Here is a 23,650-nt window from a genome sequence, read left to right as displayed (position 1 = left end):
CAGATGAAAGTAGAGGAAAAATCAAGGTGGCCACGATTGAGGCAGATCAAAGAGATTGGTTGTTGACATCCTAAGATGCAGGAGGTGGCGACGTCCAAGCAGACGGCCGCCGTGTGCAAACCAGCCCATGCAGGAGGACATCATGGCTAATCAACTGATCCGTCGCGATCCGCAAAACCCGCTGGCACGTTTCGACCCGTTCAGCGACATGGAAGAATTCATGCACGACTTTTTCGCGCCCGCCTTGCGCTTGCGCGATGGCGGTTCGGCACGCATGCGTGTCGATATTTCCGAAACCGAACAAGCTTATCAGGTGCAGGCGGATATTCCCGGCGTCAACAAGGACGATATCAAGGTCTCCATCGACGGCAACCGCGTCTCCATCAGCGCCGAGCTCAAGGATGAAAGAGTGACGCGCGACGGCGGCGGCAAGACCGTGCGCAGCGAACGCGAGTACGGCCAGCAGTACCGCAGTTTCGTGCTGCCGCACGAGGTGGACGAGGCCGGCGCGCAAGCCCGCTATGAAAATGGCGTGCTGCTGCTGGACTTGCCGAAGAAGGAAGGCACGGGTGGGCGGCAACTGTCGATACAGTGAGCCGTGCCGGGTTTTAGCTGCGTAGGTCAGATTAGCGCAGAGTAATCTGACAATCTTCGTGGCGGCGCCTGTCGGCTTACGCCCTGCGGGCTAAACCGACCTACGAAAAAACGCCGGACGGTGCCGGCGTTTCCTGGGGTGTTCCGGGTGGCGGGGCGCTGCCACCCGGATTGCCTCTCTATATATATGTCAAGTTTTAGCTGCGTAGGTCAGATTAGCGCAGCGTAATCTGACAATCTTCGTGGCGGCGCCTGTCGGCTTACGCCCTGCGGGCTAAACCGACCTACGAAAAAACGCCGGACGGTGCCGGCGTTTCTGGGGTGTTCCGGGTGGCGGGGCGCTGCCACCCGGATTGTCTCTCTATATATATGTCAGTTTTAGCTGCGTAGGTCAGATTAGCGCAGCGTAATCTGACAATCTTCGTGGCGGCGCCTGTCGGCTTACGCCCTGCGGGCTAAGCCGACCTACGAAAAAACGCCGGACGGTGCCGGCGTTTCTGGGGTGTTCCGGATGGCGGCGCGCTGCCACCCGGATTGCCTCTATATGTATGTCAGTCTATATGTCAGTCGCGGATTTCCAGCGCCCGGTTCAGGCTCAGGGCGGCCAGCGAAGCGACGGCACCAGACAGCAGGTAGAAGCTGACATAGGCGAGGCCGAAGTTGGCCGACAGGCCCAGCGCCACCAGCGGTGCGAAGCCGGCGCCGACCAGCCAGGCCAGGTCGGACGTCAGGGCCGCGCCCGTGTAGCGGAAGCGGGCAGGGAAGTTGGCCGTCACGGCGCCGGCTGCCTGGCCGTAGGACAAGCCCAGCAGGCTGAAGCCGACGAGGATGAAGACGTCCTGGCCCGTATTGCCGCCACCCATCAGGGTCGGCACGAAGGCGCTGAAGATGGCGATCAGCACAGCCAGCACGCCCAGGGTGGTGCGGCGGCCCACTTTATCGGCCAGCACGCCGGAAATCACCACGCCGACGGCGGCCAGCACGGCGCCCAGCATCTGGATTTGCAGGAAGTCAGAAGCCGAACGCGTCTGGTAGACGGAAATCCACGACAGCGGGAACACGGTGACGAGGTGGAACAGCGCGTAGCTGGCCAAAGCGGCGAGGGCGCCGATCAGCACGTTGCGGCCCTGGCCTCGGCTCATTTCAAACACGCTCACGGGCTGCAGTTCGCGTTCGTCGAGCAGGCGCGCATATTCATTCGTCGACACGAGGCGCAGACGGGCAAACAGGGCTACCACGTTGATGGCGAAAGCCACATAGAAAGGATAGCGCCAGCCCCAGTCGAGGAAGTCTTCATCCGTCAGGGTGGTCAGCATGAACCAGAACAGGCCGGCGGCGATCAGGAAGCCGGTCGGTGCGCCCAGCTGACCCAGCATGGCGTACCAGCCGCGCTTGTTTTCCGGCGCGTTCAGAGCCAGCAGCGATGGCAGGCCATCCCACGAACCGCCCAGCGCCACGCCCTGGCCGATGCGCAGTACGGACAGCCAGATGATGGCGGCAAAGCCCAGGTGGGAATAGGTCGGCAGGAAAGCGATGCCGGCCGTCGACACGCCCAGCAGGAAGAGGGCGAACGTCAGTTTGGCGCTGCGTCCCATGCGGCGCTGGATCTCCATGAAGATCACGGTGCCGAAAGGACGGGCGATGAAGGCAAACGAGAAAATCAGGAATGCATATAATGTACCCTCCAGGCGTTCTTCAAACGGGAAGAAGACGCGTGGAAACACCAGCACCGAGGCGATGGCGTAGACAAAGAAGTCAAAGTATTCGGAAGCGCGGCCGATGATCACGCCGACGGCGATCTCACCGGGGTCGATATGCGATTCGACCGTGCCGGCCCCGCGTGCGTCGCGCAGGGAGTGGGGGGAAAAGTCGGCGGGTACATCCCCGCTGTGTATGCGCGTGCTGGACATGATGATCGTCTCCAATATAGTTTCGAGTTCGGCCAACGCGTAACATACCCCGGGTGTCTCACGCCCGGAGTAGGACTATTCAATGGATAGCTGTAGGAAAACTCCGCAATCATCCAGTGAAAATCCGAGCAAGGGGGTGGACAAAACGTCCAATTGCCAACGCGCTCCAGTGAGAATACAGTACCATATCTTCATCCCCTGTACTGGACTTTCCTGTATGTTTTCATTAAAAGTTCGTCGCGGACTGCTTCTTTTACCTCTCGCATTGTTGGCTGGTTGCAATACGGTGGTACTGAATGCGTCTGGTGACATCGCAGTTCAGCAAGGCAATCTGATTGTCATCTCGACATTGCTGATGCTGTTGATTATCGTTCCGGTAATCGCCCTGACCCTGCTTTTTGCATGGCGCTATAGAAAAAACAATACCGCGGCCAAATACGAGCCGGACTGGGACCACTCGACTCGCCTCGAGCTGATTATCTGGGGCGCGCCCCTGTTGATCATTATCGTGCTGGGCCTGCTGACCTGGATCAGCACCCACACCCTCGATCCATACCGCCCATTGAGCCGTATCGACGCCAACCGTCCTATTCCTGCCAGCCACAAGCCGATGATCGTCGAAGTCGTGGCCCTGGACTGGAAATGGCTGTTCATCTACCCGGAGCAAGGCATCGCTTCCGTGAATGAACTGTACGCGCCTGTTGATCGTCCAATCCGCTTCAAGATCACCGCGTCGTCCGTCATGAACTCGTTCTTCATCCCCGCACTGGCAGGTCAGATCTACGCCATGCCGGGCATGGAAACGCAGTTGAATGCCGTCATCAACAAGCCTGGTGTCTACAAGGGCTTCTCCGCGAACTACAGCGGTGCCGGTTTCTCGGGCATGCGCTTCAAGTTCCACGGTGTCAATGATGCGGACTTCGACAAATGGGTGGAATCGGCACGTGCCGGTGGCGGCGCGCTGAACCGCGACGACTACCTGTCGCTGGCTCAGCCTAGCGAACGCGACCCGGTCCGCCGCTACAGCGCCGTGCCTAACGACCTGTACAAGGCAATCCTGAACCGCACCATCGTTTCCGACGCCCTGTGCGTGACGCCGGTCCAGCCATATAAGTTGACGATGGCAAATAGCCCGGTAGCGGCCGTAACGGCAGTAGTCGCTAGCGATGCAGTGGTTGAAAAGGGCGTTCAAGCCAAGTAACAACTGCATGAATCCCGCAGCGCATTGCGCTGCAGATACTGGCGCCGTTTGCCTGGCGCCTCCCTTTTTTCTCTGAGAGTAACAATGCTAGACCATATTGATCTGACGAAGCTTATATTCGGCCGTCTGACTTGGGATGCAATTCCATTTCACGAACCTATCCTGCTGGTGACCTTTGCCATGGTTGCCCTGGGCGGTATCGCACTCGTTGCGGCACTGACGTATTTCCGCGTCTGGGGTACCCTGTGGCGCGACTGGATCACCAGTATCGACCATAAAAAAATCGGTATCATGTACATGATCCTGGGCCTCGTCATGCTGCTGCGCGGCTTTGCCGACGCGCTGATGATGCGTACCCAGCAGGCTGTCGCCTTTGGCGACAATGCCGGCTTCCTGCCACCGCATCACTACGATCAGATCTTCACCGCCCACGGCGTGATCATGATCTTCTTCGTCGCGATGCCTTTCGTGACGGGTCTGATGAACTACGTGGTGCCGCTGCAAATCGGCGCGCGCGACGTGGCTTTCCCATTCCTTAACAACTTCAGCTTCTGGATGACCACCATGGGCGCCGCCCTGGTCATGGCTTCGCTGTTCGTCGGCGAATTCGCCCGCACGGGCTGGCTGGCCTATCCACCGCTGTCGGGCATCGTCGGCAGTCCGGACGTGGGGGTAGATTATTACATCTGGTCCTTGCAGATTGCCGGGGTCGGGACGCTATTGTCCGGTGTCAACCTGATCGCCACCATCGTCAAGATGCGCGCGCCGGGCATGACCTGGATGCGCATGCCGATCTTCACCTGGACCGCACTGTGCACCAACATCCTGATCGTCGCCGCTTTCCCGGTACTGACGGCCGTACTGGCCATGTTGTCGCTGGACCGCGTTGCGGGCTTTAACTTCTTCACGACGGAACTGGGCGGCAACGCCATGATGTACGTCAACCTGATCTGGATCTGGGGCCACCCTGAGGTGTACATCCTGATCCTGCCGCTGTTCGGCGTGTTCTCGGAAGTCGTCGCCACGTTCTGCAGCAAGCGTTTGTTCGGCTACGCCTCGATGGTGTACGCCACCTGCGTCATCATGATCCTGTCGTACCTGGTATGGCTGCATCACTTCTTCACCATGGGTTCGGGCGCCAGCGTCAACTCCTTCTTCGGCATCACGACGATGATCATTTCGATCCCGACGGGCGCGAAGATCTTCAACTGGCTGTTTACCATGTACCGCGGCCGCATCCGCTTTGAACTGCCCATGCTGTGGACGATCGGCTTCATGGTTACCTTCACCATCGGCGGCATGACCGGCGTATTGCTGGCAGTACCACCAGCTGACTTCGTGCTGCACAACAGCCTGTTCCTGATCGCCCACTTCCATAACGTGATTATCGGCGGCGTGGTCTTCGGTGTCTTCGCGGCGATTAACTACTGGTACCCGAAAGCCTTCGGCTACAAGCTCGATGTGTTCTGGGGCAAGTGCTCGTTCTGGTTCTGGTTCGTCGGCTTCTACCTGGCCTTCATGCCGCTGTACGTGCTGGGCCTGATGGGCGTGACCCGCCGTGTCAACCACTTCGAAGATCCATCGTTGCAAATCTGGACCATCATCGCCTGGTTTGGCGCCGTCTCGATCGCACTGGGTATCGCTTCCATGCTGATCCAGTTCTTCGTCAGCTACCGCAACCGTCACGCCCTGCGCGACGTGACCGGTGACCCATGGGGTGGCCGTACGCTGGAATGGTCGACGTCGTCGCCACCGCCAGACTATAATTTCGCCTTCACGCCACAAGTGCACGAACTCGATGCATGGACTGACATGAAGAAACACGGTTACCAGCGTCCGACGTCCGGTTTCACGAAGATCCACATGCCGAAGAACACCTGGGCTGGTTTCGTGATCGCAGCACTGTCCGCACTGGTCGGTTTTGGCCTGATCTGGCAAATGTGGCTCGTCGCCAGCATTGGCTTCGTGATCATGATGATTACCATCATCGTCCATACCTTTAACTACAAGCGCGATTACTACATTCCTGCGGAAGAAGTGGTCCGTACCGAAGACGCTTATACTAAATTGCTGAGCAGCCATGTCTGATACCATCGCCCATAACACCGGCGCCGCTGGCGCCGCACCAAGCACGCGCAGCTACTTTGTGCGCGAGCACCACCCGGAAAACGGCAGCTTGCTGGGTTTCTGGCTCTACCTGATGAGCGATTGCCTGATCTTCGCCTGTCTGTTCGCCACGTACGCCGTGGTCGGCCGCAGCTACGCGGACGGCCCGACGGGCGCCGCGCTGTTCGACCTGCCGCTGGTGGCCGTCAACACGGCCATGCTGCTGCTGTCGTCGATCACCTACGGTTTCGCCATGCTGGCCATGCAGCGCAAGCAATTGCGCAGCACCCTGGTCTGGCTGGGCATCACGGGCCTGTTCGGCCTGGCCTTCCTGTCGCTGGAAATGTATGAATTCATTCATCTGATCCACGAAGGCGCCGGTCCGCAGCGCAGCGCGTTCCTGTCGTCGTTCTTCGCGCTGGTCGGTACCCACGGCTTGCACGTGACGTTCGGCGTGATCTGGCTCGTGACCTTGATGTTCCAGTTGAACAAGCATGGCCTGACCCCGGAAAACGGCCGCCGCATGATGTGCCTGTCGCTGTTCTGGCACTTCCTGGACGTCATCTGGATCGGCGTCTTCACCTTTGTCTACCTGATGGGAGTGCTGCCATGAGCGACCACCACACACACGGCGATAGCCACCACCATGACAACCACGATCATGGCAGCCTGAAAAGCTACACGATCGGTTTCATCCTGTCGGTGATCCTGACGGCCATTCCGTTCTGGCTGGTGATGACGAAAGCCATCACCAACTCGGGCACCATGGGCCTGGTCCTGCTGGCGTTCGCGGCTGTTCAAGTGGTGGTACACATGGTGTACTTCCTGCATATGAACACCAAGTCCGAAGGCGGCTGGAACATGATGGCGCTGATCTTCACCATCATGATCGTGGGCATTGCCATGGCCGGTTCCCTGTGGGTCATGTACCACATGAACCACAACATGATGCCGGATCTGATGCCTGAGTACATGCATACGAAAACGGCTCCATGATGAGTAATACGCGCCCAAGCAACACCGGGCGCGCCCCTGGCGCCGCATCGCAAGATGCCGCGCCAGGCCCACGCGGCATGGCTGTGCGCTACGCATTAGCCTTGCTGGCGGGGATCTTGTTTGCCGGTTTCTGTGCCTTGGGCACCTGGCAAGTCAAGCGCCTGTTCTGGAAGCTTGACCTGATCGAGCGCGTCGAACAACGCGTACATGCGCCCGCAACGGACGCACCTGGACCCGCAGCCTGGGCCAGCATCACGCAGCAAACGGACGAATACCGCCATGTGCGACTCTCCGGTACCTATCTCCCCATTTTCAATACCCTGGTGCAAGCAACGACGGCACTGGGCAGCGGTTACTGGCTGATGACGCCATTGCGTCTGGCCGATGGCAGCACCGTGCTGGTCAACCGCGGCTTCGTGCCGAAACGCGAAGGCATCGCCGCCAGCACGCCGGCCGGCATCGTGCACGTCGACGGCTTGCTGCGCGTCAGCGAGACGGGCGGCGGTTTCTTGCGCGAAAACAGTCCTGCCACGCAGCACTGGTATTCGCGCGACGTGGCCGCCATCGGCGCTTCGCACATGCTGACCAATGTGGCGCCATATTTTGTCGACGCGAAGGCAAAATCGGAAACGGCCAGCGACGCGCCCGTCGGCGGCCTGACCGTGATTTCCTTCCACAACAACCACCTCGTGTACGCCCTGACGTGGTTCGCGCTGGCCCTGATGGTGGCCGGCATCACGTGGTGGATCGTGCGCGAAGACAAGCGCCGCCGCGCGCGCCGTCGCGCCGGCACGCAAGAGAGTGACCATGCCGGGCAGGATTGAAATCCTGCCCAACCGCGAAGTGTTAGAACGCGGTACGGTGGCGGCCGAGATGGAACATCCGGCCGGCCACCAGAACATGAAGCTGCTGATCCAGCTGCGCTGGCTGGCCGTGATCGGCCAGATCAGCACCATCTTCGGCGTGGGCGTGGGACTGGGCATCGCCTTGCCCGTGCCCTACATGCTCGAAGTGCTGTCCTGCCTCATCGCTTTTAACCTTGCCAGCCTGCTGCGCTGGCATGAACGCCAGCCCGTCTCCAACACGGCGTTGTTCCTTGCCCTGCTGGTCGACGTCACCGTGCTGACGGCGCAGCTCTACCTGAGTGGCGGCATCAGCAATCCGTTTGCCTTCCTGTATTTACTGCAAGTCATCCTCAGCGCCGTGCTGCTGGAAGTGTGGTCGACCTGGATCATGGTAGCCATTACGAGCCTGTGCCTGGCCGGCCTGGCCTTGCTGCCCGGCCCCCTGATTCTGCCGATCGACCCCGAGCGGGGCTTTTCCAGCCTGTACGTGCAGGGCTTGCTGATCTGTTTCATCCTGAACGCGGCCTTGCTCGTGGTGTTCATCACGCGTATCAACCGCAACCAGCGCGCCGGCGACGCCAAGGTGGCGGATTTGCGCCAGCGCGCGGCGGAAGAAGAGCACATCATCCGCATGGGCTTGCTGGCTTCGGGCGCCGCGCACGAGCTGGGCACGCCGCTGGCAACACTCTCCGTCATCCTCGGCGACTGGCGCCGCATGCCGGAACTGAGCAAGAACAGCGAATTGCTGGAAGAAATCACGGAAATGCAGGCCCAGTTGCAGCGCTGCAAGAGCATCGTCAGCGGCATTTTATTGTCGGCGGGCGAGGCGCGCGGCGAATCTTCCGTAAAAACGACGATCAATACCTTCCTCAACGACCTGGTCGACGAGTGGCGCACCAGCCGCCCGATCCAGGGTTTCGAGTACGATAACCGCATCGAGCACGACGTGCCCGTCGTCTTCGATTCGACCCTGAAACAAACCATTTGCAATGTGCTCGACAATGCGCTGGAAGCGTCGCCCGAGTGGCTGCGTTTCGAAGCGACGCGCGAAGCGGATGCCTTGCACCTGGTCATTACCGATGCGGGCCCCGGCTTCGAGCCGTCGATGCTGACGCACCTGGGCAAGCCGTATCAAAGCAGCAAGGGCAAGCCCGGCGGCGGCCTCGGTTTGTTCCTGGTGGTCAATGTCGCGCGTACCCTGGGCGGCACAGTGACGGCACGCAACCGGGTGCAGGGCGGGGCGGTGGTGCACCTGGCCTTGCCGCTGGCGGCCATCAAACTGGAAAGAGAAAGCGACCACCATGCAGGATGACCGTCTGTTACTGATCGTGGAAGACGACGCCGCGTTTGCCCGCACCCTGGGCCGCTCGTTCGAACGGCGCGGCTACCAGGTCATCCTGGCCACCAATTTCGACGAAGCGAGCGCCTTGCTGGAACAGCATTGTCCCGACTACGCCGTCGTCGACCTGAAGTTAAATGGGAACACCTCGGGCCTGGCCTGCGTGCAGATGCTGCACCAGCATGACCCGGACATGCTGATCGTCGTGCTGACCGGCTACGCCAGCATCGGCACGGCCGTCGAAGCCATCAAGCTGGGTGCCTGCCAGTACCTGGCGAAACCGTCGAACACGGACGACATCGAAGCGGCCTTCGGCCACGTGGCCGGCAATGCCGACATCGAACTGACGAACCGCGCCACCAACATCAAGACCCTGGAATGGGAACGTATCCACGAAATGCTGGCCGAGACGGATTTCAATATCTCGGAAACGGCCCGCCGCCTTGGCATGCACCGGCGTACGCTGGCGAGGAAGCTGGAGAAGCAGCGGGTGAAGTAATCACCGCGCAGCTTGTTCATTGTCGAACGTCAGCTCGACAACGCTGTCATCGCTCCAGTCCTGCTCCCGCAGCGGCGGCGTAAACGACGAGCCGCTGAAGGGCACGGGCGCGCTTTTGCCGTTGTAGCTGATGGTCGCGGCCGTGATGCGCCGCGGTTCGGAAAAGCTGTAGGTTCCCTTTTGCGACACGAAATTGCAGGGTCCGCCCAATGCGCCCATCGCCGTGCGCATCGCAAAAGGCAAGGTGTCCTTGTCGATGGCCCAATGGACTTCGCACGCCAGCCGCAGGTCGCCCAGGCGGCGGATGGTGTCGCTGGCCGCCGCGCTCCTGACGTAGGGAATCCACCTGACCGATCCCGCCTTGCGGTTCACGGTCAGCTCGGCCTTTTCATATAGCGGCCCTTGTTCGACGGGCAAGGTGAAGATATTGCGCTCCCCCAGCGGTATGGCCATAGCCGCTTCGTCGCTTTCCAGCCGCAGCGCGATGGTGTGCATGTCGACATCGGCACGGCGCGGTTCCAGGATGAAGCGCAGCTGCGCGCCAGGCGACAGACCATGTTTTTCCTCGAAGCGTTTGACGCCCTTGAGCATGGCACTGTAGGGCTTCCAGTCCGGGTCCCGGATGCCCTTTACATTGACTGACGCCGCGACATCCTGAGCGGATGGCTCCGTGGCTTGCGCCGTATCCGCCTGGGCTCGCACCGCGGCGCTGCATAAACACAGCATAAGACCAGCTATTGCACGCATATTTATCCTGTTCATTTGAATCCCAAGTAATCCCACCTTGGCAGAGTGTAGAAAAAAATACAGGCGCGAGGAGGTTTTTAAGACAGGATGTCAATCGGGATGAATGGAGTGCTTGAAATCGCGTTTATCCGGATTCACCATCAATGATCTGCGGCTTGCACGGCGGCACCCGACGTGACCAGGACTTCATGTTCATAGGCGCCCAGATGGCCATAATGGCCTTTGGGACTGAGATAGCCGACAATATGCACGCGCGGCTGTTCATGGCTTGAATTGGGTGCCACCAGGCCGACGTCGCGCCATGCAACGCCGCCGAAGGAGTTGAACCACCATGCGCCGGCGTCACCGTCGAGATCAGCATGGGCCGGTTGGAAAACGCTCTTTTCAAAGCCCCGCGACCAGAGGCCATCGCGCTCGATGGCACGGTAGCCATAGCCTGCCATGATGTTGGCCCGTTCGGACGGATGATCGCGCCAATAGCGTTGGCCATTCGTGTAGGCATCGCGCATGGCGGCCGATTGCGTCACGATCCCGCCCGATGGATGGGTCAAGCCTTGAAAGAACCATTGCGCGTAGTCGGCTGGCGGCGTGGGTGCTTGCTTGTCCGCCGCCTGTGTTTGCGCAAACGCATGCGCATATTCAAGAACGGTATCGGGAATATTCGCTGCGCTCGCCTTGCCGGCAAGGACAGTCAACAGCAGGAGTGTGGAGATAGATCGCAGCATCGCTTTGCACCTTTCCATTAGTTAATGCTTATACGGGCGCCAGCCACTCCATCTTCTGCACCTGGATATGCGGATGGCTTTCCAGCGCTTCCCATACCGGTAAAAACACAAAGCCCTGTTTCCGGTAAAACGCGGCCGCGCGCGCGTTCTCCGGCGCCACGTCGAGCACCAGCCGACGATGGCCATTGTTCACGGCGCATTGTTTCACGGCGTCGACCAGACCCTGCGCCACGGCCATGCCCCGATATTCCTGATGTACCCACATGGCGATCAGGTGGCACTCGCCATTGCCGGCCACCACTTGCGCGGCCAGGCCGATGGTTTGCTCTCCATCAAAGGCGAGGAAAAACGTGCGCTGGGGCGTGCTGACGGCGCGCTGCTGCCAGTCGGCATCGGAAAAACCGGCCGCGCTGGCGTGGCTGGCGCCAAAGGCCGTGGGCGCGTCGAGCAGGGCGGCCAGGCGCGTGGCTTTCAGGGCCGGCCAGTCGGCGGCGGYGGTGGGGCGTATCAGCATGCTTAATTGAAGACGATCACCGTCTTGTGCTCGATGCTGAGCCGGCATGCCTCGTACGCGGCCAGCCAGGCGACCAGTTCGCGTTCCAGGCCGTCTTCGGCGTCGATGCGCGCATTGATGCGGGCCGCTTCTTCATCGCTCAGTTCGTCGCCCAGCAGGAAGATGCCCAGTGCGGGCGCGACCGTGACCAGTTCAGCGCGCAGGCTGTACGAGGAACCCAGCATGCCGCCCAGCAGCGCGTGTTCCTCATCGGCAAAAATGACTTCCTCGAAGACGAGGGGGAAATAAAAACCTTCGCAATCGGAATGGCAGATCAGGTGGCTGTCAAAGTCATCCTGCGCGGCATCGAGCACCGGATCCTCCGTTGCATCCTCGCCCTCGGCCAATGGCGTGGCACGCCATTGCGCATCGAGGCACGCATGGGCATACGCGCGGCGCAGGGTGTGCAGGAAGCTGTATGGAAAGGAATCGAGCATGACGCGCGAGTCCAGTTGCGGCAGCGTGGCCGGTTCGCTGTGCTGTGGCAGCCCCGCCTTTTGCAGCAGCAGATTGGCTTCTTCCAAAGCGGTGACGAGCCACTGCGCGCCTTCCGGGTCTTCTTCCTGCAGGTCGGCAAGGGCGCCGACCGAAATTGCCAATCCCATCATGAACTCCTCTAGTTGCAGCTGCGCATCAGTCTAAACCATTTGCCTTTGATCATCATTTACGATTGATCCCACACTTCGATGGTCAGCAGTTGACCGGGCTTACAGGCGGCGATGCGGTCCTGGTGCACGGTAATGCAACCGGGCCAGCCTGTGAGCCGGTCCTGCGGAAATTCGCCATCCTGCGCCTCGGCGATGCCCGCCTGCAGCAGGGGCACGACGACGTTCGCCGGCGCCGTGTAGCGGTTGGGAAAGCCGTTGAAAGCCAGCTGGGTCGCCTTGCCTTGATGGCATAGTTGCGCGATCCAGTCGGCGCCGAACAGGTCCGCTTCCCACGTGGCGAGAAAAGCGTCCTTGTTGACTTTCGTCATGTCGGCCATTTGCTCCGGCGTGTCTGTTGAGATAATGGTCCACCAGCCTGACATGGATTTTCCTTGTGAAAAGTAAATAATTAACGGGTCATCGCGCGGCGCAGCAGGTAGCTGAGGCCATCGACGGCGGCCACCATCAGCAGCATGGCGACGATGACGGTAGCGGCGTTCTGCATCTGGAACAGCGACAGGTGATATTTCAGCATCTGCCCAAGGCCGCCCGCACCGACGACGCCGAGGATGGCGGCGGCGCGGATATTGTTTTCCCAGCGGTACAAGGTGTACGACATCATCTGCGGCCCGCACTGCGGCAAGGTGGCGTACAGGAAGGCCACGGCAGGACGCGCGCCATTGATGCGCAAGGTGGCGGCCGGCAAGGGCGGGCAATTCTCAAACGCATCGGCAAACAACCGGCCCAGCACGCCCATCGTGTGCAGCGCCAGCGCCAGGGTGCCCGCGAACGGGCCCAGGCCGGCGGCGATCAGCAAAATCGAAGCCCATACCAGTTCGGGAATCGAGCGCAGCACGTTGAGTATCGCGCGCGTGGCATTGCGCGCCACGTTGCCAAAACGGCCGCTGGCGGGCAAGGCCAGCAGTGCGCCCACGAGTGCGGCGATCACCGTGCCGATGGCCGACATGGCCAGTGTCTCGAACGTGGCGACGCCCACTTTCATGAGGAAGTTCGGCGCCAGCTCGGGCGGGGCGAAGCCGTGCAGGAAGTCGGCGCTCGTGCGCACGGCGTCGGCACTGAAGAACTCGCCCCATTTCAGGGGCAGGGTGGCAAAGCTGGCGATGACCAGCAGCAGCAAACCGGCCAGCAAGGCCCAGGTCGACCAGCGCGCGGGCGCAGGGGCGAGCATGGCGTCGAAGGTCGGATGCTTCATGCCAACCTCCGGCGCAGCATGGCGGACACGGCGTCGGCACCCGCCACCAGCAGCACGAACACCATCAGCATCGTGGCCAGTTCGCTGCCCGCCATCATCTTCATCGATTCATCCATGCGCTGGCCCAGGCCGCCCGCGCCGACAAAACCCATGACGACGGAGCCGCGGATCGCACATTCCCAGCGGTAAATCGTGTACGACACCAGTTCGGCGGCCGACTCAGGCAGGGCGCCGTACAGCAAGGCTTGTAATCTGCCGCTGCCGTTGTGGAGCAGGGCGTTGCAGGCGGACGCATCCGACGATTCAAGGATTTCCGCGTACACCTTGCCCAGCATGCCGCAATAGGTGAGGGCAATGGCGATCACGCCCGCCGTCGGTCCCAGGCCGACGATGCGCACCAAGCATAGAGCCCAGACCAGTTCCGGCACGCTGCGCAGCAACACCAGCAGCGCGCGCACGGCGTGGCGCACGCTGGCAGCCAGCGGCGACACTCGGCCTGAGCCGATGCGCGAAATCGACAGCCGCTCCGTCACCAGCAAGGTCAATGGGATGGCGCCCAGCATGGCCAGCGCCATGCCGGCCGTGGCCATGGCAATGGTTTCCCAGCTGGATACGGCCACCAGTTGCAGGAATTCCAGCGAGTGGGCGGGCGGCACGAAGCTGGCGATGAATTGCCAAGTGGCGGCCAGGCTTTGCGCATCCCATAAAATCCACGGCTTGAATTCGGCCTGCACCAGCATCGGCCACAGCACTAGCAGCACGACGGCGGCGCCGGTCAGGCGGCCGCGCCAGGCGGGGTCGCGCGGCATGGCGCTGCTCTTCAGCAAAGGGGCCTCGCAGCATCCAGCTTTGTTTCAACCGTATCGAATTGTGGCGCGGGGTCTGCCTTGTTGCGGTACAGCGCTGCTATCATGGCGTCGCTGACCTCGGCGCCAGGCAAGTCGAAGACGATCTGGCCATCGCGCAGTGCGACGATGCGCGTAAAGCAGGCGCGGGCGATTTCCACCTGGTGCAGGCTGCAGATCAGGGTGGCGTTGCGTTCCGTTGCTTCGGCCTGCAGCACATGGATCGTCTGCAAAGCCAGTGTGGGGTCGAGCGCGGACAAGGGTTCGTCGACAAGGAACACTTCCGCGTTCGACACGAGCGCGCGGGCCATGCCGCAGCGCTGGCGTTCGCCGCCGGACAGGCGGTCGACGCGCGCATACAGTTTGTCTTGCAGGTTGAATTTGCCGAGCGCCTCCCACGCGCTGCGCGGGTCGATGGGCGCCAGCAGCGAACGGATGGCCGTCCACAAATTCCATTGCGGCAAGCGGCCCGCCAGCACGGCGTTGACGACGCGCTGGCGCGGCGGCAGCGGCGGCGTTTGCGGCGCCAGGAACAGGCGCGCGCGCAAGCGGTGGCGTTCGGCGCTGGCGACTTGCCAGGGTGAAGTGCCAAGAATATTCAATATGCCCGATTCGGGGCGCAGCGCACACGCCAGGGTATGGAGCAAGCTGGTCTTGCCGGCGCCGGAAGGGCCGATCAGGGCGATCTGTTCACCTTGGGCCACGTCCAGGCTAAGCTCGCGCAGGGCCAGCGCATTGCCGGGCGCGCCCGCGTGGTGGACGCTGACCTTGTGAAGTTGGAATGTCATGCGATGTGTCGGTTTTTTTTGGGGCGGTGTCGGATTACGCGGCTGCGCCGCTAATCCGACCTACGCCATACAACGGACAGCGTAGGTCGGATTAGTCCGCAGGACGTAATCCGACAGGTTCGGCAATAAAATTACTTCAACAGCTTCGCATCGCGCGCGGCCGCTTCGATATCCTTGTAGTTCTCGGCCTTGGTCGGGATGAACTTGGTGGCGCGCTGGAGTTCGAGGATTTCCTTGCCTTCGGCCGTAGACGGGTCAAGCGCCAGGAAGGCGTCCGTCAGCTTCTTGCGCACGGCGGGGTTCATGTCGGCGCGCACGCTCCAGTTGTAGTCGTAGTAGCCTGGTGTCGTGTAGAACACGCGCACCTTGCTTGGGTCGACCTTTTTCGCTTCGACCAGTTTTTCCCAAACAGAAATGTTCAAGGTGCCTGCATCGACCTTGCCGCCGGCCACTGCCGCCACGGTGGCGTCATGCGCGCCGGAAAACGCGATGCGCTTCATGTCCGTATCCGGGTTGACCTTGGCCGCCAGCAAGTAGTAGCGCGGCATCAAGTGGCCCGAGGTCGACGATTCCGAACCGAACGTGAAATTCTTTCCCTTCAGGTCGGACAACTGATTGATGTCCTTGCTGGTGGTCACAAAAACCGAGCGGAATTTCGTGTCTTCCTCGCGCTGCACCAGCGGGACGATCTTGCCGCCGCTGCGCACGTTCGCTTGCACGAAGGTAAAACCGCCGAACCAGACCATGTCGAGCTTGTTATTGATCAAGCCTTCCACGGACGCCGCGTAATCAGTGACGGGCGTAAATTCCACCTTCATGCCCAGCTTTTTCTCCAGGTAGCTGCCCAGCGGCTTGAACTTGCGCTGAAGTTCCGTCGGCGCTTCGTCGGGGATGGCGGACACGCGCAACACTTGCTGCGCTTGCGCCAGACCGCTGTGGATAGCCAGGGTAGCGGCGACGGTGGCCAGGATGGCGGGGAATTTCGAGAATGTGGTCATGCTATTCCCTTTGTTAAATTATTCATTAAAATACGGAAACCCCGGTCGTGCCTTCCAGCACGTCGCCAATCACTGTGGCGTCGGCAAAGCCTTCGGCGCGGAAAATCGCCAGCACTTGCTCGACGGCTTCCGGCGCGCAGGCCACTAGCAGGGGGCCGGCCGTTTGCGGGTCCGTCAGAATCGCCTTGTCGATGGCGCTCAGGCTGTCGGCCAGCGCCACTTGCGCGCCATATCCCTGCCAGTTGCGGCCAGAGGCGCCCGTGATGTTGCCGTTTTGCGCCAGTTGCTGCACTTGCGGCAGCAGTGGCACGGCATCCATGGCGATACGCGCCTGCAACTTGGCGCCGCGCGCCAGTTCCAGGGTATGGCCCAGCAAGCCGAAGCCCGTCACATCCGTCAGCGCATGCACGCCATCGAGCAGGGCCAGCTTCTTGCCCGGGGTATTCAATTTGGTGGTGTTGTCGATCAGGGAAGCGTAACCGCCCGCATCGAGTGCATTCTTCTTCAGCGCGGCCGACAGGATGCCCACGCCGATCGGCTTGCCCAACACCAGTTTGTCGCCGGCGCGCGCGCCCGCATTGCGTTTCACCTGCGACGGGTGGACCAGGCCCAGCACGACGAGGCCATAGATCGGCTCGACGGAATCGATGGTGTGGCCGCCCGCGATGGGGATGCCGGCCTGGGCGCAGATGGTTTCGCCGCCTTTTAAAATGAGACCGATGGTTTCCACCGGCAGCTTGTTGATCGGCATGCCGACCAGGGCCAGCGCCATGATGGGCGTGCCGCCCATGGCGTACACGTCGGAAATGGCGTTGGTGGCGGCGATGCGGCCAAAGTCGAACGGATCGTCGACGATGGGCATGAAAAAGTCCGTCGTGGCGATCAGCGCCTGCTCGTCGTTGAGCTGGTAGACGGCCGCGTCATCCGAGGTTTCTATGCCGACCAGCAATTCCTTCGGCAGCGGAAAGCCGCCGCTGCCTTTTAAAATGTCGGCCAGCACGCCCGGCGCAATTTTGCAGCCGCAGCCGCCGCCATGGGCAAACTCGGTCAATCGGATCGGTGTATTGGCTGTTGCTGCGCTATCGGACATGGTCTTCATCCTGCTGAAATAGGTAATTGGGTGGCAAGCCAGGCATCACGCGGCGCTGGCGGTACGGTTGTCGCCGACGATAGCACATAATGCACGCGCGGCTTGCTCAAAGGCATGTTCTGAAATATCGGGCAAGACCAGCGGCGTCGCCTGGGCGTAGCGGCTGAAGTTGCGGGCGATCGACTGGCGGTAGACGGGGTCGTAATGCTGGACCAGCAATTCTTCCACCAGCTCGGCCATGCGGCCCGATGTGGCCAGCTGCTGCCAGTGAGCAATTTTCTCCTTGCCATGCAACTGCGTCAGCAGGGCCAGCTGCACGTTCAGGCGGGCCGGGTCGCCGACGAAATGTTCATAGTCCTGCATCAGCAATTGCACGCGCTGGTCCGTGGCCAGGCGCACGTCCGTGCAATCGGCCGCGCGCATCTTGTCCATCAGCGCATCGGGCACGCGCAAACGGCCTACTTTCTTGCTTTCCGATTCGATGAACACGGGCTGCTGCGGGTCGAAAGTGCGCAGTTGCTGCCACAGCGCGCTTTCAAACGCTTTTTGTGATGGCTGGTCTTCCTCGGGCAAGCCGCCCAGCACGGAACCACGGTGGGCCGCCAATTGCTCCAGGTCGATCACTTGCGCGCCTTGCGTGTCCAGTACTTGCAGCAAGCGGCTCTTGCCGCTGCCCGTGGGGCCGCACAGCACGTTGATGAAGTCGAAGCGCTCGGGCAGGGTGGCCAGCTCGGCGTTCACGTGGCGGCGGTAATCCTTGTAGCCGCCCTCGAGTTGCGTGACGGGCCAGCCGATGCGCGCGAGGATGTGCGCCATGGCGCCGCTGCGGTTGCCGCCGCGCCAGCAGTAGATGAGCGGCTTCCAGTGCTGCTGGTGGCCGAGAAAACCATCTTCGATATGCCGCGCGATATTTTTCGCCACCAGCGCCGCGCCCAGCTTCTTTGCTTCGAAGGCGCTCGTCTGTTTATATAAGGTGCCCACGCGTACGCGCTGTTCGTCGTCGAGCACGGGCAGATTGATGGCGCCCGGCAAGTGGTCTTCCGCGAACTCGGACGGGCTGCGCACATCGATGATGGCATCGAACTCGCTCAAGCGGGGCAGGATATCGCTGAAAGGCTGAACTGCGGGGTATTTCATCGTGGCGCGGGTGCTGGTCGGGGGAAAGACGTATTATCCCCGATAAACGCCCGTGCCGTCAGTCCCTGCAAGCAATGGGTGCCAGGCGGCTCAAGCGGCATCCGTGCCCAGGGTGGCAAGTTCCGTGCTGGCGGCCGTCGCCATCAAGGCAATGACGACCGCGGCATCGCCCGCGTCCAGGTCACCGCTGACCTCGAGCAAGTCGCTGACGAGAAAATTGACGGCGTTGCGCACGCCTGAAATGCTGGCGGCGAGACCCTGGCAATCCGCGCCCAGTTGCTGGCATGCCGCCTTCATGCCATTGAAGGCGCCGATCTGGCCGTTCAAGCCGCCGATCTGGCCTTGCAGGTCGCTGACATCGGACTTCCATTTCAAGTACAGGCCCAGGGCCACGGCCAGGCCGACGAGGCCGAACGGACCCAGCGCCAGCAGATAGTAATAGCGCTTCTGCGCCGCATCGAGTTCGCTTTGCGCGTCGCCCAGTTGCCCCTGCAAGGCCGTGACCTGGCTTTGCAAGCCCGCTTCGACACCGGCAAGCTGGTTGAAATAGCCCATCAATTGCGCCGTTTGCGCCGTCAGCGTGCCAGCCGTGCCATTGGCCGTGCCTTGCAGCTGCTGTGCCTGCTGCTGCAGGGCCGACATCGCCGCCTTGATATCGGGCAGCGGCGCCTGCGCCGACAGCATGGTTTGTACTTGCGCCAGCTGCGACGTTGCCATCTGGACGAAGGCGGCAACAGCCTGTTGCAGCGCGCGCGTCTGCGCCACCATGGGCTGGATCAAGGCATTGCATCCCGCCTGGATCTGCTGGGCGGCTGGCGGCAAGCCACCGAGGGCCGCGATCTGCTGCTGCGCGGCGAGCAGGTTGGCGATGGTTTGCGTCAGCAGGCCGGCCATGGCGCTCACGCCGCCGCGGCAACGGCCGCTTCGCCCACCGTCTGGCCCTTGGGCGCGACGATGCTGGTGACGCCCGTCATCTGGCCCTTGATGGTGGTGATGTCCGTGGTGACGGCTTGCATTTCCGTGTTGGCGGCCGTCAGGAACAGGGTGCGGATGGTGTCGGTGTTCTGGATGCCTTGCTGCAGGTCGCTGATCAGGCTGCCGAGGTCGCTGCTGAGGAATTCCCACGCGTTTTCCATCTGCGTGGCCGATTGCACGGCGGCCTGCACCTGGTTCGACAGGCTGGCATAGCCGCTGCTGATGCCGGTGGCAAGCTTGACTTCGGCCGTCAGCGACGCTTCCTGTCCCAGCAAGGTTGCCTTTTCATCGTTGAGGTTTTTCAGGGTGATGGCCGACGCCACTTCGCCGCCTATGCCGGCGGCCACGACGGCAACACCGGCCACCACGAGCGGCGTCGACGTGCCTGCCGTGACGAAATCGGCCACGCCGCCGACGACAACCATGAAGGTGCCGCCCACGATGGCCAGGCCGCTCAGCACGGTGCCGGCAATGGCGCCGTCGATCTGCCCCTGGATAGTGCCGAGCTGGCTGTTGATGGAATTGAGCACGCCATTGTCGCCATTCACTGCAGCGTTCAAGTCGCTGACGGTGGTGGCGAACGAGGCGGAATCCGTGGTCAGGTTGTCGTGCAAGGTCTGCAGGCTGCTGACGACGCCATTCGCGGCCGTCTGGTATTGCTGGGATTGCTGTTGCAGCGCCGTCAGGGTGGCGATCCATTGCGCCTCCGTCGAGCCGGTTGGCAAGGCCGTCAGCACGGCGTTGTTGAGCGCGTAGTAATTGCCGATATTGGCGATGTTGGCAATGATCGTGGGCTGGATGACATTCAGGTAGGCCGTGGCGTGGGTTTGCGCCTGGCTCAGGCCATCGTTGATTTGCGACTGGTATTTCAGCAAATTGGCGTCGCCCGAAAAGTCCACGCTGGGCTGCTCGTTGATGCTGTTGGCGTAGGTTTGTATCAGCAACGCTTGTGAACACTGCGATTTGTTGGCGGTGCTGATGCCTTGTGCTGCCTGGTTTTGATTCGACATGCGCGGCTCCTGGTCGGATGGGTCATTGTGTGAGCGGTCGGATAAACAAGCGGTGGCGCGCCGTTCAGGAAGCGCCTGTCATGGCTTGCTCCAGTGGCGCCAGGCTGGCGGCCAGCAACTGCCACGCCGTGTTGGCGTAATCGAGCTGACCGCCCAGCGTTTCGGCGTCGGCGCTGCTGGCCATGCCGGCGACGGCATCGGCAAAGGCGGCCAGGCCGGCGCTGACGCCCGTCGCTGGCGGTGCTTGCGGCGACTGGCCCCAGTCCTCGGCCAGCACCTGGGCCGTATCGAGTGCGTTGTGAAAGGCGCTGCTGAACTGGCTGTTCTGTACCTGCACCACCTTGGCCACGGCCACCAGCGCATCGGCACCGGCCAGCTGCTGATAGGCGCTGGCCAGCAGCGCATTGTTGGCGTTCAGGGCCGCGCGGGCCTGGGCCGTTTCGGCCACGCCCTGTTCCGCCGCATCAATGCCTTGCACCACGAAGTCGCCCGATGGCGCGGTCTTTGCATCGCCCTGCGCATCGCTGATGGTGGTCATGGTCTTGACGATCAATTCCGTGACGGCAGCGCCCGTCTTGTTGGCGCCGGCGACGATATCGGCGATATTCGTGTTGATGGCGGCCTTCAGCTGGTCGATGCTGGCCGATGATGCGCTGGCAGCGGCGCCCAGGGCGGCGATGGTGGCGGACAGCGCCGTGTTGAAGCCCGCGTTGAGCGGCGCCAGTTCGCCGGCGATGACGCGCATGTCACCCGTCAGCGCCTGGGCCTGCTGGTTGATGTGCCCCGATTGCGTCGCCAGCTGCTGGTAGACCTGCGCGAGGTCGGCCCGCGTGGCGGCGTCCTGCGCCGCTTGCGCCAGCCGGGGCCGTTGCAGCTGGTAGGCGGCGTTCCATAGCGCGGCAAAGGCCGTCGCCTGGCTCAGCAAACCGATGTAGGCGGGCAAGATGCGGTCGCCGGCGGTCATTGCCCGGCTCTTCATTTGCGACTGGAACTGGCTGACCTGGTAGGCCAGGCCGGCATCGACTTGGGCGTCAAGGTCGAGATTGGCCTGCTGCTCCAGCAGATTGGCGGCCGTCTGTGCAAACAGGAGCTGGTCGCTGGCGGAAAAATAGTCGACTTGTAGGGCCTGCGGCCCTGGATTGGATGTGCTTGCCATAGGGTTTCCGGGAGGGTGAGCGAACGGGAGTCCGCACACTATCGCCCAACCCGCGCTTGCCGCTTTGACCTGCCGCAATCGCGCCGAGGGAACCCTAGCCCAATACTCTGCCCAGCAGCGGCGCCAGCAGCACCGTCACGACGCCCGAGAAAATCATCGTCAGGCTGGCCACGGCGCCTTCTTCCGTGCCGACCCGGCGCGCCACGGACAGGCCAAAGCCGTGCGCGGCCGCGCCATACGGGGCGCCACGGGCGATGCGCATGCGCAAGGGCAGCAGTTTCAACAGTGGTTTGCCCAGCATCAGGCCGAACAGGCCCGTCATGACGACGAAGATGCCCGTCAGCTGGGCCGAGCCGCCCATGTGGCGCGACGCTTCCAGCGCGAACGGCGTCGAGACAGACCTGGCCAGCAGGCTGCGCGCCATGTCGCCATGCACGCCCAGCACCCGGTCCAGCAGCAAGGTGGCGGCGACCGACGCGACGATGCCGGCGCAGCTGCCCAGCGACAGGGCCAGCCAGTGCTTGCGGATCAGCTTGCGCTCCTGGAAGATAGGTAGCGCAAAGGCGATGGTGGCCGGTCCCAGCAGCCACGGCAGCCAGCGCGTCTCGCCGAAATACGTGGCGAACGGCGTCGAGGTGGCCTGCACGATGATGATCAGTAACGCCGAGGTGCAGATGGCGGGCGTGAGCAAGAAGTGCGGATGGCGGCGATGCAGCGCCTGGTTGGCGTAGAACAGCACCAGGGTCAACAGCAAGAACAGCAGCGACAGGAGCACGGTGTTCATGTCTGCGTCCTCGCTGCGCGCTGGCGCAGCAGTTTTTGCAGGCGCAAGCTGCGTTCATAGCGGCACACCCATTCCACGGTGAAGGCCGTGGCCAGCATCACGCTGGCAAAGCCCAGGCCAATATTTACGAACAGCATTACACCCTGTGACTTCAACAGCTGAGTAAATTGCACCACGGACACGACCAGCGGGATAAAGAACAGCAGCATATTGGCCAGCAGCCAGTTCGCGCCCAGTTCGATGGCGGCAGGCCGCACCCAGCCGGCCAGCAACAGTGCCACCAGCACGAACAGGCCCACGACGCCGCCGGAGAATGGCAGGTGTAGGGTGGAGGCGGCCTCGTCGGCCAGCCACCAGGCTGCGATCAAAATGCCCACTTGCCAGACGGTTTGCGCGGGCTGGCGCCAGGCTGGGATGGAGGACAGGGCGGCGGTGGAACAGTGCAAGGCTTTCACGGCGGGCTTTCTAACGGCAGGGGGAAGGTTTCATTGTAGGGACCCTGCATCAAAAGATAAAATGACTTAAACTCATGATTATCATTCGAGTTTGGAATGCATTATGGATATCCGCTCCCTGCGCTACTTCGTCGAAGTGGTGGAACAGAACAGTTTTACACGCGCGGCCGCCAAGCTGCACGTGACGCAGCCCACCGTCAGCAAGATGGTCCAACAACTGGAACAGTCGCTGGACCTGGCCTTGCTGGACCGGGCCGGTAAACGTTTTACCCTGACGGACGCGGGCAAGGTGGTGCTGTCGCGCGCGCATGAACTGCTGGCCCTGCACGCGGAACTGAAGGTGGAATTGCGCGACCTGCAACATCTGGAAAGGGGGGAATTAAGAGTCGGCGTGTCGCCGCAAACGCACTCGACCTTGGCGCCCTGGCTGGCCGAGTACCACCAGCGCTATCCGGGCATCGAGCTGAAGATGTACGAAAGCGGCACGCAGGCGATCGAGCGCGACTTGCGCACCGGCACGGTGGAACTGGGCACCATGCTCGACTACCCGGGCAATGCGGCCACCTGGCAGGATTTCGAAGCCTTGCCCCTCGTGCGCTCGCCGCTGTGCCTGCTGGCCGCGCCCGGCTCGCCGTGGCAGGGCCGCTCCTCGGTGGCCTTGGCCGAGCTGGCCGACAGTCCCTTCATTTTCTACGGCGCCGCGTTTGCCCTGAACGACATCGTGCTCGATGCCTGCCAGCGGGCCGGTTTCGCGCCCCGTATCACGGGCCGCAGCGGGCAGTGGGATTTTATTGCTTCGCTGGTGCAGCTGGGCGTGGGTATCTGCCTGCTGCCGAAGATGTATTGCGATACCCTGGATCAAACGCAATTTACAGTCATTCCTCTCGATGGTCCGCCCGTGGAGTGGAATCTGATGCTGGCCTGGCGCCGCGGCGGGCGGTTGTCGTTTGCGGCCCGCGCCTGGCTCGAGCTCGTCAGGGTGCGCATGGCGCAGCCCGGGCGATTACAATAGCCGCTCGCCAACCACCGCCAAGCAT

26 protein-coding genes are annotated in these 23,650 nt (G+C 62.0%); 9 read left to right on the top strand and 17 right to left on the bottom strand.

Annotated features, from left to right (window positions below):
• The first annotated feature begins 142 nt into the window (after positions 1-142).
• Positions 143-595, top strand: coding sequence for an Hsp20/alpha crystallin family protein (locus AC4BCN_RS16050; RefSeq protein ID WP_034748582.1), 453 nt, complete (start codon positions 143-145; stop codon positions 593-595).
• Positions 596-1,157: 562 nt separating this feature from the next.
• Here the strand turns inward: AC4BCN_RS16050 and AC4BCN_RS16045 are convergent.
• The gene (locus tag AC4BCN_RS16045) at positions 1,158-2,504 is read right to left on the bottom strand and encodes an MFS transporter (protein ID WP_485882682.1); all 1,347 of its coding nucleotides are present in this window, start codon (positions 2,502-2,504) and stop codon (positions 1,158-1,160) included.
• Between the two features lie 217 nt (positions 2,505-2,721).
• On the opposite strand from AC4BCN_RS16045, the gene cyoA reads away from it, so the two are divergent.
• From cyoA to AC4BCN_RS16010, 7 genes are all read left to right on the top strand, one after another.
• Positions 2,722-3,705, top strand: coding sequence for a ubiquinol oxidase subunit II (gene cyoA / locus AC4BCN_RS16040; RefSeq protein WP_046682726.1), 984 nt, complete (start codon positions 2,722-2,724; stop codon positions 3,703-3,705).
• A gap of 84 nt (positions 3,706-3,789) precedes the next feature.
• Positions 3,790-5,793: a cytochrome o ubiquinol oxidase subunit I gene (gene cyoB / locus AC4BCN_RS16035; protein WP_490491214.1), complete on the top strand. Its 2,004-nt coding sequence runs from the start codon at positions 3,790-3,792 to the stop codon at positions 5,791-5,793.
• On the top strand, positions 5,786-6,424 hold the full coding sequence (gene cyoC, locus AC4BCN_RS16030) for a cytochrome o ubiquinol oxidase subunit III (protein WP_034788486.1): 639 nt from the start codon (positions 5,786-5,788) through the stop codon (positions 6,422-6,424). The genes cyoB and cyoC overlap by 8 nt, the downstream gene beginning before the upstream one ends.
• On the top strand, positions 6,421-6,807 hold the full coding sequence (cyoD, locus tag AC4BCN_RS16025) for a cytochrome o ubiquinol oxidase subunit IV (RefSeq protein WP_034748058.1): 387 nt from the start codon (positions 6,421-6,423) through the stop codon (positions 6,805-6,807). The genes cyoC and cyoD overlap by 4 nt, the downstream gene beginning before the upstream one ends.
• Positions 6,804-7,631 (top strand): SURF1 family protein, encoded by an 828-nt coding sequence (locus AC4BCN_RS16020; protein ID WP_128141423.1) that lies wholly within the window; start codon positions 6,804-6,806, stop codon positions 7,629-7,631. The genes cyoD and AC4BCN_RS16020 overlap by 4 nt, the downstream gene beginning before the upstream one ends.
• Positions 7,615-8,964, top strand: a complete 1,350-nt coding sequence (locus tag AC4BCN_RS16015) for an ATP-binding protein (protein ID WP_128141424.1) — start codon at positions 7,615-7,617, stop codon at positions 8,962-8,964. The genes AC4BCN_RS16020 and AC4BCN_RS16015 overlap by 17 nt, the downstream gene beginning before the upstream one ends.
• On the top strand, positions 8,954-9,490 hold the full coding sequence (locus tag AC4BCN_RS16010; RefSeq protein ID WP_034748067.1) for a response regulator transcription factor: 537 nt from the start codon (positions 8,954-8,956) through the stop codon (positions 9,488-9,490). The genes AC4BCN_RS16015 and AC4BCN_RS16010 overlap by 11 nt, the downstream gene beginning before the upstream one ends.
• Here the strand turns inward: AC4BCN_RS16010 and AC4BCN_RS16005 are convergent, their stop codons facing one another.
• The 16 genes from AC4BCN_RS16005 to AC4BCN_RS15930 all read right to left on the bottom strand — a co-directional run bounded on the left by AC4BCN_RS16005 (position 9,491) and on the right by AC4BCN_RS15930 (position 22,613).
• Positions 9,491-10,081, bottom strand: coding sequence for a hypothetical protein (locus tag AC4BCN_RS16005; RefSeq protein WP_490491212.1), 591 nt, complete (start codon positions 10,079-10,081; stop codon positions 9,491-9,493). It lies immediately after the preceding gene.
• Positions 10,082-10,377: 296 nt separating this feature from the next.
• Positions 10,378-10,962: a hypothetical protein gene (locus AC4BCN_RS16000; RefSeq protein ID WP_490491211.1), complete on the bottom strand. Its 585-nt coding sequence runs from the start codon at positions 10,960-10,962 to the stop codon at positions 10,378-10,380.
• A 28-nt stretch (positions 10,963-10,990) separates the two neighbouring features.
• The gene (locus tag AC4BCN_RS15995; protein ID WP_490491210.1) at positions 10,991-11,476 is read right to left on the bottom strand and encodes a GNAT family N-acetyltransferase; all 486 of its coding nucleotides are present in this window, start codon (positions 11,474-11,476) and stop codon (positions 10,991-10,993) included.
• Between the two features lie 2 nt (positions 11,477-11,478).
• Positions 11,479-12,123 carry a putative DNA-mimic protein gene (locus tag AC4BCN_RS15990; protein WP_490491209.1) on the bottom strand — a complete coding sequence of 215 codons (645 nt, stop codon included), beginning with the start codon at positions 12,121-12,123 and terminating at the stop codon, positions 11,479-11,481.
• 56 nt (positions 12,124-12,179) lie between these two features.
• Positions 12,180-12,545, bottom strand: a complete 366-nt coding sequence (locus tag AC4BCN_RS15985) for a hypothetical protein (protein WP_490491208.1) — start codon at positions 12,543-12,545, stop codon at positions 12,180-12,182.
• A 26-nt stretch (positions 12,546-12,571) separates the two neighbouring features.
• Positions 12,572-13,375, bottom strand: a complete 804-nt coding sequence (phnE, locus tag AC4BCN_RS15980) for a phosphonate ABC transporter, permease protein PhnE (RefSeq protein ID WP_490491207.1) — start codon at positions 13,373-13,375, stop codon at positions 12,572-12,574.
• Entirely contained in the window at positions 13,372-14,184 is an 813-nt protein-coding gene (locus tag AC4BCN_RS15975) for a PhnE/PtxC family ABC transporter permease (protein WP_490491206.1), read from the bottom strand. The genes phnE and AC4BCN_RS15975 overlap by 4 nt, the downstream gene beginning before the upstream one ends.
• 11 nt (positions 14,185-14,195) lie before the next feature.
• The gene (locus AC4BCN_RS15970; protein ID WP_490491205.1) at positions 14,196-15,008 is read right to left on the bottom strand and encodes a phosphonate ABC transporter ATP-binding protein; all 813 of its coding nucleotides are present in this window, start codon (positions 15,006-15,008) and stop codon (positions 14,196-14,198) included.
• A gap of 131 nt (positions 15,009-15,139) precedes the next feature.
• Positions 15,140-16,006: a putative selenate ABC transporter substrate-binding protein gene (locus AC4BCN_RS15965; RefSeq protein WP_139089099.1), complete on the bottom strand. Its 867-nt coding sequence runs from the start codon at positions 16,004-16,006 to the stop codon at positions 15,140-15,142.
• Positions 16,007-16,031: 25 nt separating this feature from the next.
• Positions 16,032-17,096 carry a selenide, water dikinase SelD gene (gene selD, locus AC4BCN_RS15960; RefSeq protein ID WP_490491204.1) on the bottom strand — a complete coding sequence of 355 codons (1,065 nt, stop codon included), beginning with the start codon at positions 17,094-17,096 and terminating at the stop codon, positions 16,032-16,034.
• Positions 17,097-17,141: 45 nt separating this feature from the next.
• Complete coding sequence (gene mnmH / locus AC4BCN_RS15955; RefSeq protein WP_456149806.1) at positions 17,142-18,233, bottom strand: tRNA 2-selenouridine(34) synthase MnmH; 1,092 nt, start codon at positions 18,231-18,233, stop codon at positions 17,142-17,144.
• Between the two features lie 90 nt (positions 18,234-18,323).
• Entirely contained in the window at positions 18,324-19,127 is an 804-nt protein-coding gene (locus tag AC4BCN_RS15950) for a hypothetical protein (protein WP_490491203.1), read from the bottom strand.
• Positions 19,128-19,132: 5 nt separating this feature from the next.
• Entirely contained in the window at positions 19,133-20,218 is a 1,086-nt protein-coding gene (locus AC4BCN_RS15945) for an HBL/NHE enterotoxin family protein (protein WP_485882709.1), read from the bottom strand.
• 64 nt (positions 20,219-20,282) lie between these two features.
• Positions 20,283-21,374 carry a hypothetical protein gene (locus AC4BCN_RS15940; RefSeq protein ID WP_490491202.1) on the bottom strand — a complete coding sequence of 364 codons (1,092 nt, stop codon included), beginning with the start codon at positions 21,372-21,374 and terminating at the stop codon, positions 20,283-20,285.
• A gap of 94 nt (positions 21,375-21,468) precedes the next feature.
• Positions 21,469-22,158, bottom strand: a complete 690-nt coding sequence (locus tag AC4BCN_RS15935) for an LrgB family protein (RefSeq protein ID WP_139089087.1) — start codon at positions 22,156-22,158, stop codon at positions 21,469-21,471.
• Positions 22,155-22,613, bottom strand: coding sequence for a CidA/LrgA family protein (locus tag AC4BCN_RS15930; protein ID WP_490491201.1), 459 nt, complete (start codon positions 22,611-22,613; stop codon positions 22,155-22,157). The genes AC4BCN_RS15935 and AC4BCN_RS15930 overlap by 4 nt, the downstream gene beginning before the upstream one ends.
• Before the next feature lie 103 nt (positions 22,614-22,716).
• Here AC4BCN_RS15930 and AC4BCN_RS15925 point away from each other — a divergent pair, with 103 nt between their 5' ends.
• Positions 22,717-23,625, top strand: a complete 909-nt coding sequence (locus AC4BCN_RS15925) for a LysR family transcriptional regulator (RefSeq protein WP_490491200.1) — start codon at positions 22,717-22,719, stop codon at positions 23,623-23,625.
• Positions 23,626-23,650 lie beyond the last annotated feature (25 nt).

It is taken from the genome of Janthinobacterium sp. Bl 1 (assembly GCF_058215535.1).
Note: the sequence above shows the minus strand (reverse complement) of the source record. Positions and strands in the feature narration are given on the sequence as shown.